This window comes from Paraclostridium bifermentans, from assembly GCF_964259345.1.
Taxonomy (GTDB): domain Bacteria; phylum Bacillota; class Clostridia; order Peptostreptococcales; family Peptostreptococcaceae; genus Paraclostridium; species Paraclostridium bifermentans_B.
Genome location: NZ_CAXVJR010000001.1, coordinates 757,495 through 776,546 on the forward strand (window position 1 = coordinate 757,495; position 19,052 = coordinate 776,546).

At 25.7% G+C, this 19,052-nt stretch carries 19 protein-coding genes; 5 read left to right on the forward strand and 14 right to left on the reverse strand.

Going from position 1 to position 19,052, the window contains the following annotated elements:
* Window positions 1–81: 81 nt before the first annotated feature.
* Window positions 82–894 carry a potassium channel family protein gene (locus tag ACEXNK_RS03790; protein WP_373601325.1) on the forward strand — a complete coding sequence of 271 codons (813 nt, stop codon included), beginning with the start codon at window positions 82–84 and terminating at the stop codon, window positions 892–894.
* Window positions 895–934: 40 nt separating this feature from the next.
* On the opposite strand, the gene ACEXNK_RS03795 is transcribed toward ACEXNK_RS03790, so the two are convergent.
* The 7 genes from ACEXNK_RS03795 to ACEXNK_RS03825 form a co-directional block, all read right to left on the reverse strand.
* A complete protein-coding gene (locus ACEXNK_RS03795) occupies window positions 935–1,462 on the reverse strand; it encodes a fascin domain-containing protein (RefSeq protein ID WP_373601324.1) in 528 nt (175 codons plus the stop codon).
* Window positions 1,463–1,824: 362 nt separating this feature from the next.
* A complete protein-coding gene (locus ACEXNK_RS03800) occupies window positions 1,825–3,231 on the reverse strand; it encodes a sensor histidine kinase (protein ID WP_373601323.1) in 1,407 nt (468 codons plus the stop codon).
* 1 nt (window position 3,232) lies between these two features.
* Entirely contained in the window at window positions 3,233–3,955 is a 723-nt protein-coding gene (locus tag ACEXNK_RS03805) for a response regulator transcription factor (RefSeq protein WP_373601322.1), read from the reverse strand.
* Between the two features lie 125 nt (window positions 3,956–4,080).
* Window positions 4,081–5,106, reverse strand: coding sequence for a hypothetical protein (locus ACEXNK_RS03810; protein ID WP_373601321.1), 1,026 nt, complete (start codon window positions 5,104–5,106; stop codon window positions 4,081–4,083).
* Window positions 5,107–5,176: 70 nt separating this feature from the next.
* Complete coding sequence (locus ACEXNK_RS03815) at window positions 5,177–5,935, reverse strand: ABC transporter permease (RefSeq protein ID WP_373601320.1); 759 nt, start codon at window positions 5,933–5,935, stop codon at window positions 5,177–5,179.
* A gap of 2 nt (window positions 5,936–5,937) precedes the next feature.
* Window positions 5,938–6,825: an ABC transporter ATP-binding protein gene (locus ACEXNK_RS03820; protein ID WP_373601319.1), complete on the reverse strand. Its 888-nt coding sequence runs from the start codon at window positions 6,823–6,825 to the stop codon at window positions 5,938–5,940.
* Window positions 6,826–6,964: 139 nt separating this feature from the next.
* Window positions 6,965–8,236 (reverse strand): alkaline phosphatase family protein, encoded by a 1,272-nt coding sequence (locus ACEXNK_RS03825; RefSeq protein WP_373601318.1) that lies wholly within the window; start codon window positions 8,234–8,236, stop codon window positions 6,965–6,967.
* A 446-nt stretch (window positions 8,237–8,682) separates the two neighbouring features.
* Here ACEXNK_RS03825 and ACEXNK_RS03830 point away from each other — a divergent pair, with 446 nt between their 5' ends.
* The 3 genes from ACEXNK_RS03830 to ACEXNK_RS03840 all read left to right on the forward strand — a co-directional run bounded on the left by ACEXNK_RS03830 (window position 8,683) and on the right by ACEXNK_RS03840 (window position 11,794).
* Complete coding sequence (locus ACEXNK_RS03830) at window positions 8,683–10,317, forward strand: Na/Pi cotransporter family protein (protein WP_373601317.1); 1,635 nt, start codon at window positions 8,683–8,685, stop codon at window positions 10,315–10,317.
* Window positions 10,318–10,411: 94 nt separating this feature from the next.
* Window positions 10,412–11,116: a hypothetical protein gene (locus ACEXNK_RS03835; protein WP_373601316.1), complete on the forward strand. Its 705-nt coding sequence runs from the start codon at window positions 10,412–10,414 to the stop codon at window positions 11,114–11,116.
* A 213-nt stretch (window positions 11,117–11,329) separates the two neighbouring features.
* Complete coding sequence (locus tag ACEXNK_RS03840; RefSeq protein WP_373601315.1) at window positions 11,330–11,794, forward strand: hypothetical protein; 465 nt, start codon at window positions 11,330–11,332, stop codon at window positions 11,792–11,794.
* Window positions 11,795–11,857: 63 nt separating this feature from the next.
* Here ACEXNK_RS03840 and eam read toward each other — a convergent pair whose 3' ends face one another.
* From eam to ACEXNK_RS03860, 4 genes are all read right to left on the reverse strand, one after another.
* On the reverse strand, window positions 11,858–13,123 hold the full coding sequence (gene eam, locus ACEXNK_RS03845; protein WP_373601314.1) for a glutamate 2,3-aminomutase: 1,266 nt from the start codon (window positions 13,121–13,123) through the stop codon (window positions 11,858–11,860).
* Window positions 13,124–13,568: 445 nt separating this feature from the next.
* Window positions 13,569–14,210 carry an isochorismatase family cysteine hydrolase gene (locus ACEXNK_RS03850; RefSeq protein ID WP_373601313.1) on the reverse strand — a complete coding sequence of 214 codons (642 nt, stop codon included), beginning with the start codon at window positions 14,208–14,210 and terminating at the stop codon, window positions 13,569–13,571.
* Between the two features lie 121 nt (window positions 14,211–14,331).
* Complete coding sequence (locus ACEXNK_RS03855) at window positions 14,332–14,946, reverse strand: HutD/Ves family protein (protein WP_373601312.1); 615 nt, start codon at window positions 14,944–14,946, stop codon at window positions 14,332–14,334.
* Window positions 14,947–15,099: 153 nt separating this feature from the next.
* Complete coding sequence (locus ACEXNK_RS03860) at window positions 15,100–15,288, reverse strand: hypothetical protein (protein WP_373601311.1); 189 nt, start codon at window positions 15,286–15,288, stop codon at window positions 15,100–15,102.
* 188 nt (window positions 15,289–15,476) lie between these two features.
* On the opposite strand from ACEXNK_RS03860, the gene ACEXNK_RS03865 reads away from it, so the two are divergent.
* On the forward strand, window positions 15,477–16,001 hold the full coding sequence (locus ACEXNK_RS03865; RefSeq protein ID WP_373601310.1) for a 2'-5' RNA ligase family protein: 525 nt from the start codon (window positions 15,477–15,479) through the stop codon (window positions 15,999–16,001).
* A gap of 61 nt (window positions 16,002–16,062) precedes the next feature.
* Here the strand turns inward: ACEXNK_RS03865 and ACEXNK_RS03870 are convergent, their stop codons facing one another.
* From ACEXNK_RS03870 to ACEXNK_RS03880, 3 genes are all read right to left on the reverse strand, one after another.
* Window positions 16,063–17,778, reverse strand: a complete 1,716-nt coding sequence (locus ACEXNK_RS03870; protein ID WP_373601309.1) for a methyl-accepting chemotaxis protein — start codon at window positions 17,776–17,778, stop codon at window positions 16,063–16,065.
* 387 nt (window positions 17,779–18,165) lie between these two features.
* Entirely contained in the window at window positions 18,166–18,681 is a 516-nt protein-coding gene (locus ACEXNK_RS03875) for a cob(I)yrinic acid a,c-diamide adenosyltransferase (protein ID WP_373601245.1), read from the reverse strand.
* Window positions 18,682–18,847: 166 nt separating this feature from the next.
* A complete protein-coding gene (locus tag ACEXNK_RS03880) occupies window positions 18,848–19,039 on the reverse strand; it encodes a DUF1450 domain-containing protein (RefSeq protein WP_373601244.1) in 192 nt (63 codons plus the stop codon).
* Window positions 19,040–19,052 lie beyond the last annotated feature (13 nt).

Genomic DNA, 19,052 nt, shown 5'->3' on the forward strand with positions numbered 1-19,052 from the left:
AAAATGCAATATTTTATAAATATATTTTCTAAAAACACTAAAACTATATAGTATTAAATAATTAAATGGAGAGGATTTACTTTGTTTTTAAAATCAAGAAAAGTATATATTATTTATAATTTATCTATGGCTTTACTTGCCATATTGGTAGCTATAATAATTGTTATACAATTTACAGTACCTTTGAATAGTAAAATCAATTTGCTTCTTAATATTATAGATAGAGTTATATGGATTATATTTGTAATAGATTATTTATATAGATTATATAAAAGTAAAAATAAAAAAAGATTTATTAAAAGAAATATTTTCGATTTAATATCTATCCTTCCATTTTATTCTTTTCTAAAAGTATTTAGAGGTCTTAAAATATTTAAAATAGGAAGATTAGCCCAGTTATATAGGGCTAGTGAAGCTGTAAGAATTTTAGCTGTAGTAGAACGTAGCAATAAAAATTTATCCAAATTTATGAGAACTAACAATTTTAATTATACATTAGGAGTAGCTATTGTAATAATTCTTATTAGTTCTATACTAATAAGCTTTATAGAAAAAATTAACTTAGGTAGCTCCCTTTGGTGGAGTATCGTAACTGTTACAACAGTTGGATATGGAGATATATACCCTCAAACTCCTTATGGAAAAATAATTGCCTCTATTTTAATGCTTGTAGGAATTGGTTTTATAAGCTCTCTTACATCAACACTCTCTGCTTATTTTATAGAAAAAGAAAAATATGAAAATGATATATTAAAAAAGTCTTTTAAATTTAGTTCCAATCCTTATAAAAGACAAGTTATAGAAGATATAGTTGTTAAACTTGAAAACTTTGACAATATATCTAAAGAGGAAATTTATACAATTTGTAAAGTACTTGAATCCTTAAAAAAATAAAAAGATGGCTATTTAAAAATATCTAGCCATCTTTTTATTTTTATTCTATTGTTTTAAATTTAAATATTGTTCTTTTCCCTGTTCCTTCAGCTCTTGCTACAAGTCTTTTGTCCTTATCTCTAACTCTTACATAATATCCATTTGGTGCTTTTAAAACATATTCTTTATTATCAACTTTATATAACCTAAATTTAGTAGCATTTTTTTTATCACTATCTGCTACTAAAAAATCTCTATCATCCACTCGTATGAAATCTCCACCTACTAGTCTTATCTTAACTTTATCATCATCTAACATAATTATCTTAAAGATTCCATTTTCATTTGATTTTTTTCCTGTTGCATACAAGTAATCATCAGATTCAACTACTACAAATTCATCTTCTATAACTGATTTTATCTTAACTTTTAAGATATCCTCTTTGTCATTATCTTCTGGTTTGTCAGGCTTATCCCAAGGATAATCTTTTATATATTTATCTATATAGTCTTTTATATAATCTTCCATCCATGGAGGATATATTACTACTCCTTTCGGATTTCTGTCTTTAGAATAATCTCTATTCATGTCAAACCCTCCTATTATATTTTTAAAGATTTATATCTTTAATATATATTACGACAATCATATGTTATTGGTTCTTATTTTAATAAATAAATATACATAAATAAACAATTCAAATTTAAACATAATTCTAGAATTTAGTTTATTTTAAATCAAAATTTGCACATATATTTTATATTCGAATATATTGTAATAAAAGGAGGTTAATTTATGAATAGTAGATCTTTTCTTTGTTGTAGGTGCAAAAGATGCGGAAGATGTTTTTTCTTTTTCAAAATTTGTCCTAGATGTGGATGTTGTAGACATTGTTGTAGATGTTATCGCTAAGGATAAATAAGGTAGGAGTTCATACTCCTACCTTTTAATTACATAACTATATTAACCTTAGTTCCTTCTTTTAGCTTACTACTTATACTGATTTCAAACTTATGTGCATTTATTATGTCTTTTGATATAGCCATTCCTAACCCCGATCCTTTATGAACTTCACCAGTATTAGTTCCCCTATAATATCTGTCAAATATTCTTTCTAAATCATTTTTAGATATACCTTTGCCATCATCTTCTATAATTATAGTTGTTTTATCGCTATTTTCATAATTTATGCTTACTATTATACTTATGTCTTTAGAGTTATGTACAATAGCGTTATATAAAAGATTATTGATTGCTCTTTTAAATAAATTAACATCTATATCTTTTTTTATAACATCTCTATTAGTTTTAAATTCAATTTTCATATTTGAGTATTTAGGATCATTAAGAATTTGTATTATTATATCTTTCATAACACTAACTATATTTTCCTTCTGTTTATTTAATACTCTCTCACTACTTTTTAACTTCATTGTAAGATTTAAATCATCTACTAGCTCTTTTATATATTCTGATTTTTCATTTATTATAACTCCAAAATCTCTAGACTCATCTCTATCTATTTCATATTCTTCATCACTTAAAAGTTCTGCATATCCTTTTATTGATGATAGTGGAGTTTTTATATCATGTGAAATATTAGCTATCCACTCTTGCTTTAATCTATCTAACTTATTTCTTTCAATTTCATTACTTTTTAACGTATCAGATAATTTATTTAGTTTCATATAAACACTTTGATACAGTCCTTTTTCTTTGTAATATATATCATATTTTCCTTCTTCTAAATTTTCTACACCTTTAATTATTTCTTTCATAGGTTTTGTCAATCTTTTACTAAATATATATCCAAATATCAATGCTATTATTAAATCTACGAGTAATATAAACCATATTATTTTAGCCATAGTATCTACTAATTTTTCAGGGTTATATGTAATCATAAACTTCTCTAACTTACCTTTTTCAAACCCCAATAAATAAGTATATTCTTTATTACTTATTACTTTGCTAGATACCAATATATTGTCTGCATCTCCGTTATCAAACCCCCCAGCATATTTATATCCATTTATAAGCTCCATAGGTGTATGTTTTTTACTTATATTTCTAGGAGCATTATATCTATAAACTTCATTTGAATTTTCGTCTAAAATTTGAATCCATATATCATTTTTACTTAATAGCTTTTCCCCTTTTTCATCCACATATATAATATTTTTATCTTCATGTATATATTCTCCAAACTTTCTAGTGAAATTATCTTCCGCTTGCTCTGGAGCTTTATGATTATTAAATACAATTATTCCAATTATTCCTGATATGTTTAATATTGTAACTATCATAACTACACATATTATACTTACTACATATTTTAAAGTTATTTTAAATTTCATATTAATTGTCCTTTAATGTTAATTTATATCCTAACCCTTTAATATTTTTTATATATTTTGGTTTAGATGGATTTTCTTCTATTTTCTCTCTTAACCTTCTTATATGAACCATTATAGTATTATCATAACCTATAAAATCATCGCCCCAAACTTCATCACAAAACTTTTCTTTGCTTATAATTTGTTCTAAATGCTTTGCCATATATAAAAACATTTTGAATTCCTTCGCTTTAAGGTTTATTACTTCACCATCTTTTCTTACTTCAACACGTTCTTCATCTATTTCAAAAGGTCCAAAAGCTAACTTATCAGCTTTCATTTCTTTTTCTAAAGAACTTACCACTAAATTTTTCTTTAAATTCAACTTAATTCTAAGCGCAACCTCTTTTGGACTAAACGGTTTTGTTATATAATCATCAGCTCCCAAAGCTAATCCTAATACCCTATCCATTTCTTCTGTTTTAGCTGATAAAAATAACACCGGTATTTGAGATATCTGTCTTATCTCTCTAAATACATCATAACCTTCTTTATCTGGTAGCATTATATCTAACAATACTATATCTATATTTTCTCTTTCAAATATTTTTAATCCGTCATTACCTGTTTCTGCTGTAAATATATTTTTAAAACCTTCCTTTTTCAAAACAGTAGTTAGCAGCTTTAATATATCAGCTTCATCATCTATTAATAATATATTTTTTTCTTTTATTGTATTTTCCATATATATCTCCTCTAAAAATAATTGATTCTTATAATACATATTTTATCCAAAGTCTATATTATTTACAAATAAAGCAAAATGGAATATATATATTTTTTAAATATGTATATCCCATTAACACACTTCTATTTACTTAAAATCTTTTTAAATACATATATATTTAATATTATACCTATAATCACTACTCCTAATAATACTACATACACTAAGTTTGATATACTTACTGTAGTTCCAAATATATTAATAATTCCTAGGTAGTTACCTATTAAGGTTTGAGGAGTCATAAAAATATCTATATAATTTGAATACCCACTCACTATTAGTAATTCTTTTGGTAAAAACTTAATTATAGTTAATAATTTTCCTATTATAATAAATGTAGTTATACATACTATAGATTCAACTGAGTTTCTAGTTATAAATGAAAACAAACTAGAAAATACACCTATGCTTATAAATATAATTGTCATAGTTGCTATATTTAACATAGTATATGTATTTATACTAATTGCCTTTAGCATAATAAATGACTGAATAATCCTATATGCTTGTAGCTCTCCATTTTGCGGCAATCCATATTGTATCGCTGTAATGCCACCAATTATTATTAAATATACAAAATATATTAATATAGGTAATATAATAGATAGATATAACTTTGATAATAATGCATTGTTTTTATTTTTACTTGATAATATTATAGAGTCTGCATTAGACAATTTTTCATCTGTATATATATTAGAAAAAATATATACTATTATTCCTGATATTATAAATCCAACTAAAAAATTACTAGCTCTATAATTGAATACTTGATAGAAACTTATATCTTTATATTCTTTTCCTTCATCTTTTTTTAATTTTTCACTAGATATTTTTGATATTTCCTTAGTTGAAGCATCTACATTTTTTCCATTTCCTTGCAATTTTAATTCTTTTATCTGTTCTACTTTTGATAACAATTTTTCATTAGCTATAATATCCGTATCTCTATTATCTTCAACATACTTACCATTTTCATTTATATACGATCTCTCTACTTCTAATTCTGGCTTAAAAATACTCATTATCCCACATAGTAGTAAAATTATTATACTAGATATTATTAAACTTTTATTTTTAAATAGTTTTTTTATTTCCCATTTAGTCATGTTGTCCTCCTAAAATATATAACCTAAGATAAGTTATTTTATTAAATAACTCATCTTAGGTACCTATATATTATCTCTCTTTTGAAAATACTTTTTTAGTAATATTATTTAAGATATAACCTCCAACAAATACAACTACTATAAATACAATAAATGCTATAGGGGATATTTTATATCTTATAAGTTCACCACTATACATCCCCCATAATGGTAAAAATCCCCAAACTTTAGATTTTATAAAATTTGATAATAGATATGGAGCTCCCATTATAACTCCACCTATAAAAAATGGTACTATAGCTTTTTTACTTAACGATGATATCCACAATCCTAATTGTGCAAATAAAAACGATCCAAGTATAACAGTTATTATGGTTATTATCATAAGTTGTAATACTGTAATATTTGATCCACTATTACCAAAATACCATAAGTTTTTTAATGGTATAGACAACCCTTTAAAATCTAAAACTATCATAGCTTTTGATGCCATTAATATAAATATAGATAAGTTTACTATACTTGCTGCTACTCCATATGCTATTCCTTTTGCTAAAACTAGTTTGTCCTTACCATTTTTTGTTGTTTTTACTATAGAGTCCATATTAGAACTGTATTCTAGTACAAAACTACCTGAAAACATACCAAACATTAATATTCCCATTAGCGGAGCTAGTCCGTAAAATTTACTAAAAAGATCTGCATAAGTTTCTGATACAGAAAACGCACTTACTGATATATAAGATAAAAACAATGAAAATAACCAAAATACTATTAACCCTTTACTTCTAATTATCTTTTTAAATTCTGCGTTTATAATATTATTCATTTTTATACCTCCCTAGCATCTTCTAGATCAAAATAAAACATATACACATCTTCAAATCTAGGTTCTATGCATTTTGCATCAAATTCATTTATAGGATTTTCACTTATAACTCTAAGTTCTATTTCCTCTACTCCTCGCTGAATACTTACTACTTTATATTTATTTTGAATATCTATTACTTCATTTTCATTGTTAACACTTATACTATAGACCTTGCCTTTCATATCATCTAATATTTCTCTATGAGTTCCTTGAAGTAGTACTTTACCATCTTTAATCATTATAGTTTCTTTAGCTACTGACTCAATATCAGATATTATATGAGTAGATAATATTACTATCGTTTCTTTTCCAACTTGAGATAACATATTTCTAAACCTTGCTCTCTCTTGTGGATCAAGTCCTGCTGTTGGTTCATCTAGTATAAGTATTTTAGGATCATTTAAAAGAGCTTGCGCTATCCCAACTCTTCTTTTCATTCCTCCAGAAAACTTTGATATAGCTTTATTTCTAACTTCATAAAGGCCTACTAATTTTAGTATTTTTTCTGTTTTTGTCTTAACTTCACATTTATTCATTCCTTTTAATGCTCCTATATATAATAAAAAGTCTTTAGCACTAAAATTTTTATATGCGTCAAAATCTTGTGGTAAATAACCAATGACTTCTCTATATTTTTCATCTAATGAATTTATATCTTTTCCATTGTATAAAATTTTTCCACTTGTAGGTTGCTTTAATGTAGCTATTTGTTTCATCAATGTAGTTTTTCCTGCGCCATTTGGTCCAAGTAATCCATAAACTCCACTTTCTAAAGTCAAATTTATATTTTCGTTAGCATTTTTATGCTTATATGATTTTGTTAAGTTTATTACTTCTAATTTATTCATAATTTCCTCCATTTATCTTGCTTGTTGTTATGTTTATATAATACTTAAATAATCTTACTTGTTTATAAACTTAACCTTAAATAATCCTTAAATAAAAAAATAGTGATTGCTAACATAAAATGTCAACAATCACTATTTTTTATTTAACTATATCAAATGCTTTTCCATCTATACTTTTCATATCTATATTGAAAATTTTCATTATAGTAGGAGCCTCATCTACTAAATTTCCTCTTTCTATAATTAGGTTTTCTTTTATATTAGGTCCCTTAGCTATAAATGGAGGTTTATCGCCTTTATAAGGAAGATGACCATGAGTTGCTAAGCAGTACTTGTAATTACTGTTGTCAGTTTCTTTTATTATATCTCCACATACATCATTACTAAAAGCTACCCCTGACTTTCCTTCTATTACAAACTCTGCATCACAATCTAACCTATAATTATTTTTTAATTCATCTCTATTAAATATACTTTCAATCTCCAAACTTTCATTATTTTTCATTTCTACAAGTATATTTTCAATTTCTGCTAAAATAGTTTTATCTTTTACTATCAAATGACTTGATATTCCCGCTGATTTAAATATAGCTTTATAGTTCGTGATATCTCCATCATCATTAACTGTTATTAACCCTTTATCCTTTAGTATTACATTAGGACTAATAAGTTTTTTAACTTCTAGTTGGCCATGATCCCCCAATATTATGAAGTTCGTATCTTCATATACGTTTGCTTTTTTTAAAGATTCTATAATCCTTCCAAGCCATTCATCATACTTTGGAAAACAATCTATTACTTTTTCATGATAAATTCCATATTCATGTCTTGTATGATCTAAATATGCTAAATGTATAAGCATTAATTCTGGTTTATACTCTTTTATTATATCTTCTGCACAACAAACTCCAAATTCATCTAAATATGGTTCTCTATTCCAATTAATTATGTGTTCATACTTAGGATACACAGATTTCATAAGGTGTTTGCTGCAACTATTGTTGTAAACATCAAATTTATCTTCATCTTCTTTTTTTGTCCATATTTCAGCTATATTATGGTCTGAATTGCATCCTCCTGTAACTGGCCATAGTATAGTAGATGTAGATATATTCTTCTGTTTTGCTATATCAATTATAGTTTCACACTTTATATCTTTGCTATACCAATACCATTCTGGCATTTTAACATTTAGCTCCAATTTTTCATTGTGACTTATACCATGCTTATCTGGATAAACACCTGTTACTATAGTTGTATGGCATGGATAGGTTAATGTTGGATATATGCAATTTATATCTTTTATTATTGATGCATTTTTTAATATCTTTTTAAAATTAGGTAGCTTTTCTAAATATTTTATATCACTTGTAAACAAAGAATCTATTGATATGACTATTGCTCTACTCATCTTTTACTCTCCTAAATAATTTCATATTATTTCACACCCTCTATATTAGATGCTTATGTAAATTATACCATATAAAATTCACATAATTATTTCACTTATAACATTAATAGTCACTCCATATTGTATATATTTTTTTAAAATATACACTTAACTTTTCCTTTACATTTTTAACATATTTTTTACAATTCAAATTATAATCTCTAATTTATTTTTATATCTTTATCCATAGTAATTTCAACTATTACAGAGTAAAATTCACTACTTTATATCATAGGTTTATAAACTTACTTTAACCTAATTTGTTCAATATATATAAATAATCAAAAGTAAAATTTAACATATTCTTAACAAAAAGTGTCGAATTTTCTGATAATATGTTAACGTACATAAATAAAGTAAGAAAAACGAAAATAAGAAATTCAACTTTTTCTGAGGAGGCGACAATTTTGTCAATATTTATAAGTCTTATCGGTGGACTTGGTCTTTTCCTTTATGGAATGAATATTATGGGAGAAGGTCTTCAAAAATCTACAGGACCTAAGCTTGAAAAAGCTATTGAACTTTTAACTAGTAATGTAGTAATGGGAGTTCTAGTAGGAGCTGTTGTTACAGGTATAATTCAAAGTAGTGGTGCAACTACTGTAATGGTAGTTGGATTTGTTAATGCAGGTATAATGACTTTATATCAAGCAATAGGTGTTATAATGGGAGCAAATATTGGTACTACAGTAACTGCTCAATTAGTATCATTTGATGCTAGTATATTTTCATCAATAGCACTTGGAATAGGTATTGTATTATACATGATTGGTTCAAAATCTAAACCAAATCTTAAAAATATATCAGAAATACTTATAGGTTTTGGTATCTTATTTATAGGTATGGAGTTTATGAAGGATGCAGTTGCACCTTTAGCTGAATATGAAGGTTTTAGGAACTTATTACAAGGACTTGCTGATCATCCTTTCCTAGCATTACTTGCTGGATTCGCTATGACTACTTGTTTACAAAGTTCAAGTGCTTCAATGGGTATATTAATAGCTTTATCTTCTCAAGGTTTAATGCCTTTAGCTGGAGCATTGCCAATATTATATGGAGATAATATCGGTAGTTGTACTACTTCTCTTATATCTAGTGTTGGTGCAAATAAAAATGCTAAAAGAGCTGCAGTTATGCACTTAACTTTTAATGTAATAGGTACTATACTGTTTATGTTTGTACTTAACAAGCCTATATCTATGGTTGTTACTCACTTAGACCCAACAGATACAGCTAGACAAATAGCAAATGCTCACACATTATTCAATATAACAAATGTAATAATATTACTACCATTTTCTAAGTATATAGTTAAATTAGTAATGTTCTTAATACCTGATAAAAAAGGTGAAGAAGAAGAATATGATAACCATGTAACTAAATATTTAGATGAAAGAATGTTAGAAACACCATCTATAGCATTTGGAAATACAATAAGAGAAACTCTTAGAATGGGTAAAAAAGCTAAAACTAGTTTTACTTGTTCTATGACAGCTTTACTTGAAAATTCTGAAGAAGATGCTAACATGACTTTTGAAAAAGAAAAAATATTAAATGAACAACAAAGAAAAGTCTTAGATTATTTAATTAAATTATCTAAGAAAACTTCTTTAGATGACAAAATGAGACTTTCTCTAGATTTGCTTTTCCATACAGTTAATGATATAGAAAGAGTTGGAGATTTATCAGAAAATATAGCTGAATTAGCTGAATCTTCAATTAAGAGTAAAGATCATTTTTCAGATAATGCAAAATCTGAGTTGATTGACTTATATAATAAAGTATTAGAGGCTTATACTTTATCACTAGAGGCAATGAAACAAAGCAATACTACTTTTGCAAATGACGTCTTAAAAATTGAAGAAGAAGTTGATGCTCTAGATAAATTATATAGAGCTAAACATATGAATAGATTAAATGCTAACTCTTGTAGTATAGATTCAGGTATAATTTATTTAGATTTATTAACTAACCTTGAAAGAATATCTGATCACTCTGCAAGTATTGCAAAAAGAGTTATAACTATAAATCAAACTGCTTAAAAAGAAGATGATAAAATCATCTTCTTTTTTATATAAACAATTCTATTCTTAAGTGCATATTATATATCAACTGTATTTATAAGGGGGTATTTTTATGAGTAATGATAAGCTAGTCTTAAGTGTAAAATATGGAGATATTGATGGTGATTTAATTCCTGAAAAAGTAACTTTACTAGGCATACCTTTTGATGAAAATAGCATTTATATAGATGTTCTCGAATTAGTGATAGAAAAAGATAACTTACCTAAGCAAGTATTTAAAATACCTGGTGGAGGATATATTATTAATCTTTTCCTTGGAAATATTTTAGGTACAGAAGAAGATCAGATAGTTATAAGTGGGCAATATGGAGGTACTGGTAGCTTTGCTCTATTTAGATTATACCAATATAAAAATAATAAACTTAAATTAATTCTAGATGATGAAAGTTTATCAGCTCAAATAAATTGCTATGCTACTTATGAAAAAAATAATATAGCTTTAGTTACTTGTAGAGAAACTAATAAACGTTACACTATAGATATAAGTAAAAACTATAAAGGCTATTTAGACTTAATTTATGATAAAAATGGTAATGTAAAGCCTTATACAGAGCCTATAGTTTCTGATGTAAATACAGTTTATCCTATATTAACTCCATACAATGATTTTTATAGTCTTCAGACACAACAGCGTATTGTAGGCATTTCTAATTCTGATACTTTAGGTGCAATTCAGTCCGTATTAGAAGTAAATGAACAAGGTTCAATAGATATAAAAGAACAATATTTACTTCAATTTGGAGAAGATTTAATTTGAGCATCACTTCCAATTGGATCTAAAGTCATATCATTAAACAAGTTTGGTGGTAAAAATGATATTATAGAAACTGATTTAAATAACGATGGATTAAATGAAATATTATTTGCTTATAAATACAACGGTAACTCATATTTAGGTATAGCTAGTTATGTAGATAAAATATTTAAAATTATAGATATTTATGAAGGTAATGGATTGGATATATCTTATTTGAATATAAAAAATATAAATAATAAGCCTACATTAATAATAGGTTGGAAAATTAGAGACATTTCCTCTAATCTTGACTTAATTATTTATCAAAACAATAAGTTAATGTCAATCTTAGATGATAAAAATCTTTATTTTGGTAAAATAGATGTTTTGGATTTTAATAATGATGGAAACTTCGAGCTAGTATTATGGACACATGACACAGGTCTTGCTTATGAGGTAAATATATATGAAGTTTTAAATAATAAACTTACTAAAATAAGTCTATATAACCAAATTTATTATCCTAAAGTTTTAGAATACTATGATGATTTAGTATCTAAATATCCAAACTCTCCAACATATTTGTACTATTTATCTAAAGCGCAATGTATTTTAGGTATGGATATAAGCAATGCTACAAATAAAATGTTAAAACTTCCTTATCCCTATCCACCTATAAATAAAGATACTTGTAATTGATATACTTTTTAAATAAAGGATTATCTAGTAATACTTTTAAACTAAATAATCCTTTTATAATGTCTACATTATGCTTTTATCTATCATTACTTTTATATCTACAGACTTATGATCATCAACTTTAACAACTTCACCTTCCCAAGTCCTTATCATTATATAATCACTCCCCTTTGATATTAAGTATTGTGGTAGTAGTGGAGTTTTTCCTTTTCCTTTAGGAGCATTTATTATATATGTTGGTATAGCCATTCCAGAAGTATAGCCTCTTAAATATTCCATTATTTCCATACCTTCATCTACAGATGTATTAAAATGAGTTGTACCTTTTACATGCTTACTATGGAATATATAATACGGCTTAACTCTTATTTTTAACAATTCATGATTTAGACATCTCATTAAATATTTATCATTATTTACTCCATTTAAAAGAACTGCTTGGTTTCCAAGTGGAACCCCGCTATTAGCTAACTTCTCACAAGCTTTTTTAGTTTCTTCTGTTATTTCCATAGGATGATTAAAATGAGTGTTTATATATATCGGATGATATTTTTTTATCATGTTACAAAAATCATCTGTTATTCTTTGTGGCATTGTAACTAAAGTCCTACTTCCAAGTCTTATATAATCAACATGTTCAATTGATCTTATTTCACTTATTATCCACTCTAACATATCATCGTTTAAAGTTAAAGGATCTCCCCCAGTTATAAGTACATCTCGTATTTCTTTATTATTTCTTATATATTCTATAGATTCCTTTATTATCGCTTTACTAGTGTGACAATCTTCTTGTCCTATATTTCTTCTTCTTTGACAGTGCCTACAATACATAGCACACTCATTAGTCACATTTATTATTAATCTATCTGGATATCTTCTAGTTATACTTCCAGCTGGATTGGTAAATTCTTCTCCCATAGGATCTAAGTCACTTATTTCATCATCTAATTCTATATAGGTTGGAATTGACATTAATTTAATTGCATCATATGGATTGTCGGGATTTATCAAACTTAAATAATACGGAGATATAGCCCATCTAAATTGATCTTGAACTTTCTTTATGTTTTCAATTTCTTTTGGTGTTAAACTAATTATTTTAGACAGTGTATCTACATCAGTTATTCTATTAGATAATTGCCATTTATAATTATTCCAATCGTTTTCATCAGCGTTTAAAACCTCTAATATGTGTTCTTTCCTCTTGTTTATTTCTTCTTTTTTTTCAAGTCCTTTTGGTATTTGATCTTTTATAATTAAATAATCTTCTATTCTTGATTTTAATTGCTTTGCTCTTTGTAAAGATATTTTATTACTCTCATTCATAAGCAAATTAACTAAGGATTATTTCCTTAGTTTCCCCCTTTCTACAAAATTGTATATTTTTTAACATTCATTATTGAATGCTCACTTGCATACACTACCTTGTTTGAAATATATTCTAGCATATTTTTTCTAACTTTTCAATAAATTCTAACTTTTTGTCTTTTACATTGTAATTAATTGCTTTTAATTTATAATTTATCTACTATTTGCCATAAATTTTTAAATGTTAAATCTTTTTTTACAATATTAACTTGATTTATAAAATAACTAGAATTTTCTTTCCAAGTATGATTGTTATAAAAAATATATCTTTCATCTGTCTCACTCCTAAAATAATGTTGTATTATCAAGATATTTTTATTGCTTAGCCTCTAGATAGTTTATTCTATTTGTCTCTATTTTGTTAAATTAGTATATAAATAAAAAAATGCCTTGAGGCATTTTTTTATTTATATACTAATTTTTTCACAACTTGTATACCATTTTGTATCATACTGTTTAAGAACACTATATTCATAATTTCTGCATTATGTATATTATTTATATTATATGTATCAACTAAATCTATAGGAACTATTATATTTTTATCTATATTATATTGATTGAAATAAGCTTTTAATGTTACTGCAAGTTGATATATACATATATCAGTACAATCTCCCACAATTATAATATCATCAATTTCTTTAAAATTTTTATCTTCTAAACAAAAAAATCCATTAGTCGAATTTTTAGGAATAATATTTATACCTTTTATAGATTTTATTTCATCAACAACTTCAGATTCTATATCATTTGCTAGACAGTGTTTAGGGTAACTTCTAAGTTCTATTGATTCGCTATCGTGACAATCTGTAAAGGCTGTTATTTTACATCCATTTTTTATTAGAAATTCACTTAATTCTGTAATAGGATTTATTAATTTTTCTATTCTTTCAGAATATAATTTTCCTTGTTTAGCAAATCCATTATTCATATCTACTATAAAAAGCATAGTTCTTTCTAAATTTAATTCAGTTATATTCTTATCATTTAAACTGTTTAAATTTTCATTCATAATTCCTAATTCTTTCACTAAATTTTCCATATATCCACCCCTCTTTAATATTTATTTCATAATATCAAAATATTCTTATAACTTCAATTCTAATATTTAAATACTTTAAAAGGTATAGTTTGAAATTTATTTTCTAACTATACCTTTTATATTAATAGTATACTGTACTTTTAATTATATCTACTGTTTCTTCTCCTCTATTTACAATTTCAAATTTATTTTCACATTCTTTTTTTGTCTTTATTAATAGTAAATCACCTGCTTCAACACTCAAGGCTTTTCCTGTTTCTAATAATATTTCAAAACAGTTATCTATACTGTAAAAGCAATCAAATCTATATTTATAATTATTATTATTATTTTTTCCATATTCTAAAACCATATTAGATTCTAATTTTAAATGTTCTAAATCACCTCTACAGTCTTTATTAGTCATTAAATTAAAATCTCTGCACTTACCATAGCTTTTTGTATCTACATCCCCACTAAAACTATCTACATCAAATTTTTTTAAATTTATCTTTCTTTTATTATCATGGTTTAAAACTAAATCACCATCTAATAACATTAACTTTCTCTGTATATTAGGAAGTTTAGTAAATTTAGATTCTTCTACTTCAATTGTTGCAGAACTTAGTCTCCATTTAAAATTTCTTTTTTCATAAGATGAATTTTCAGGATATATGTATAACTGAGTTGTCTTTCCTCCAGTCCATTTAAAAGTTTCTTGACCTTGTTTTTTTATAATCTTAACATTATAAGTCAAACTTTTATCCCCCCATCATTTTATTAATATTTACTTAAATTATATACTAAAAAATAACGTTATATGAACTAATATCATTATATTTATTTTTATTTTAAAAATAAAAAGTTATTGAAGAAATAAATTTCTTCAATAACTTTTTTAAGCTATAAATTAACTTCTAGCTCTATCTATTCCACCAAGTGCAATATGAGCAACTCCAGCACCAACTAACAGTGCTCCAGCCATATTCTTATAATCATTCTTGTCAAATTTATGTTCTTTATTTTGTTTAGCATCTAAGGCAAATCCTGCAGTCGTAACTGCTGCCCCTAAAACTATTGGTATCATTCCTTTTTTCATTTATAAATCCTCCTATGATGTAAGAATATCTTAAATTGAAGTCTTTAAAGCTTTGTAATTATTTTGCTCTTACTTAAAAAATTAATACTACACAATATTTTCATATTTTTAATAAATCAATATCAAATATGTTTAATATCTAGTTAATTAGCTATAATGATTACTATAATGTTAATTAGGAGGATATTATGAGATATGTAATAGTTTCTGTTGTAAAAGGAAAAGCAGGTGAATTTAATAATAATCTTCGAAAGGATGTATATGAAAAATTTGGCGCTAAGTCATCTAAATTACCAGCACACTTTACTATAAAATCACCATTTGAAGCTGAAAATATAAATGAATTAGATATTATTTTAAATAAATTCTGTATAAATAATAAGGCTTATTCTTATAAAATACTTGGATTTGACCATTTCGATGATAGAGTTGTATATATGAAAGTTAACATGAGCAAGAAAGGTAAAATGGTTCATGATAATTTAATAGATGAAATAAGCACATTAAATTTTGTAAATTTTCTCCAACACGATGGAAAAAATAAAATTTTTCATGTAACTATAGCTTCAAAAAAAATACAACCTATATTTAATGAAATATATACATACGTAAATAGTATAAATTGTAAATTCGATTGTCTTCTTGATAATATCTCTGTATTTAAATGGGTTAATAATACTTGGGTACTACATAAAGAATACTTGCTTAAATAATAGCGTTAATTTAATATTAAAATGTAAAAATGGAAGCTAATTAGCTTCCATTTTTAATATATTAAAACATATTTTCACTGTCAAAGTTTATATTTCTAGAGTTACTGTTATTTTTTAATTTGAAATTTTCTATAAGTGATTTAAGCATTTGCGCTTGTCCACTTAATTCTTCACTTGCAGCAGCACTTTCTTCTGATGTCGCTGAATTTGTTTGAACAACTTCAGATATTTGATCTACACCTAATGTAACTTGAGATATTGCAATAGATTCCTCTTCAGATGTTTTTGCAATTTCTTCAACTAAAGTGATAGTTTCATTTGTTGTGTCTATTATTCTTTGAAGCGATACAGCTGTATTATCTACTATTTCTGTTCCTTTATCAACCGCTTCTATTGAGTTTTCAATTAATGTAGCTGTATTTTTTGCAGCCTCTGCCGATTTAGCTGCAAGATTTCTTACTTCATCTGCTACAACGGCAAATCCTTTACCTGCTTCCCCTGCTCTTGCAGCTTCTACTGCTGCATTTAAAGCTAATATATTTGTTTGGAAAGCTATATCATCTATTGTTTTTATTATTCTTCCTATCTCATTAGATGTAAATGAAATTTCTTGCATAGCTTTAACCATATGTCTCATTTGATCATTGCCTTCTTTTACATCTCTACCTGCACTTTGAGATAAATCATTAGCTTTTTTAGCATTTTCAGCTGTATCTTTTATTTTATCAGATATCTCTGTTATCGTTGCTGATAATTCTTGGATTGAACTTGCTTGTTCTGTTGCTCCTTGTGCTAACATTTGAGATCCACTTGATACTTGTTCAGATGCTGCTCCAACTTCTTCTGAAGCTAAGTTAATTTGAGACATTGTTTCACTTAAATCTTCAGTTATTTCATTTATTGATTCCTCTATATTTTTAAATACGCCTATGTATTCTACTTGAGTATTAACATCAAAATTACCTGATGAAACTTCACCTAAAACTCTAACCGTATCATTTATAATTTCTTTAATTTTACTACTCATTTTACGCATACTTTCTGATAAAGAACCTATTTCATCTTTTGATTCGTATTCTATTTCAACATCGAAATCTCCATCAGCCATTTTATTTGCAACTAGCTCGATTTCTTCAATAGGTTTCTTTAATTTTTTTGTCATAGATATACATACAAATATACCGATTAATATAGATCCAATACAAATTATTACAGATGTAAACATTGCTCTTGAAGTTCTAGCTTCAATTTCTTTATCAAATTTAACACCACGAGCTGCTTCATCTTCATAAATAGCTTTTGCCTTATTTGCACTATCTACATATGCATTGTAATAACCACTTCCTTCTGTAATAGCAAGTTTTTCTGCATTTACTACATCACCTTTATCTAAAAGTGAATATATTAAATCATTTTGTTGCTTTAACTCTGCTATAGAATTTTCAAGATCATCAATTAGCGATTGATCTCCTAAAGAGTTCTTACGTAATTCAGTTATACTTTTTGCAATATTATCAAAATCTTTTTGTCCTGAAACTTGATGTTCCTTAGGTTTATTACCAGCAACCGAATTCATAATATTTTGATCAATCGAAACTATATCTCTTCTAATTCCCATAGAATCATTTGTTACTTGATATGGTCCTGTAAATAAATTATGGCTTTGTTGACTCGCCATTTTTAAATTAAATAATAAATAGAAATTTGAAAATGCTGTAAGCATTAATAAAATAGTAAAAGCTAGTCCTAACTTTTTACCAATTTTTAAATCTTTCATATACATACCTCCCTTAACCCAATTCAAGTGTTGAATTTTTATTTTTCCATAATAAAATTTTTTCTTTCTAAAAACTTATATAACTGAATTTGTATTATCTTTACTTTAAAATACTTACAACTACAAAGATCTTTAATTTATATATTGAGTTACAATCCTCATTAAAACCTTTTCACAATTTTTAGAATTTTATATAACCTTTATTTAACAATAGGTTGAAATGGAAAAATTTATCATATATCCAACACTTTTATACGGATATATGTATGCATACTTTAGATTTTATAATTATATTTTCTTTTTTTTAAAATATTGTTATAAAATTAACTAAAAAAGTAATTAAATGAGTTAATTACTTAACTCATTTAATTACTTTTTTAGTTAATTCTAAAATTCAATATAAATTAACTCTTCTTCATATAACCTCGAAATTGCATATAATAAATCCGATAATCTATTTATATATTTTATTAAATCAGGATTTATTTTTTCAATTTTATTCAGAGATATAATTCTTCTTTCAGCCCTCCTACAAACACTTCTAGCAATATGTAATTTACTAGCAGCTTTGCTTGTACCTGGTAACGTAAATGCTTTCATTTCTTCAGTCTTATTCATATAATTATCTATATTATCTTCCAAAAATTTAATGTCTTCTTCTTTTATAAAATTTTTAAATTTTTCTTTAGTGGCTAGTTCTCCACCTACATCAAATAACTTTTTTTGTATATTTCTTAATATTTTTTTGTCCTCAATTTTAAGGTAATTGCTCGCATCCCCTATAAATGCATTTAATTCATCTATAGTTCCATAAGCTTCTACTCTTATAGAATCCTTATCTACTCTGCCTCCATCATATAAAGATGTTTTTCCACTATCTCCAGTTTTAGTATATATCTTCATATTAATGCCTCCTTACACTTTATTAATATTCTATCGATTTTATTAAATAGTATATTACTATAATTTATTTAGTAAAAAATAAATATACAAGTTTTAATATTATATATTTATTTTTTTCAAAATTAATAAAATTAAAAGACTAGGATTATCCCAGTCTTTTAATTTACTATTTTTTTAATTCATTTATAAATAATTCTTCATTTTCCTTTATAACTAGCTCTCCATTTATAAACCCAACAGCTTCTTTTTTAAACGAGCGACATTGACCTATACAGCCAGTCTTAACATTTTCCTCTCCAACTATTTCTTTTATTTTATTAACATCAACATTTGAACAAAATGGGCATACTCTTATCATTTCGTAAATCCTC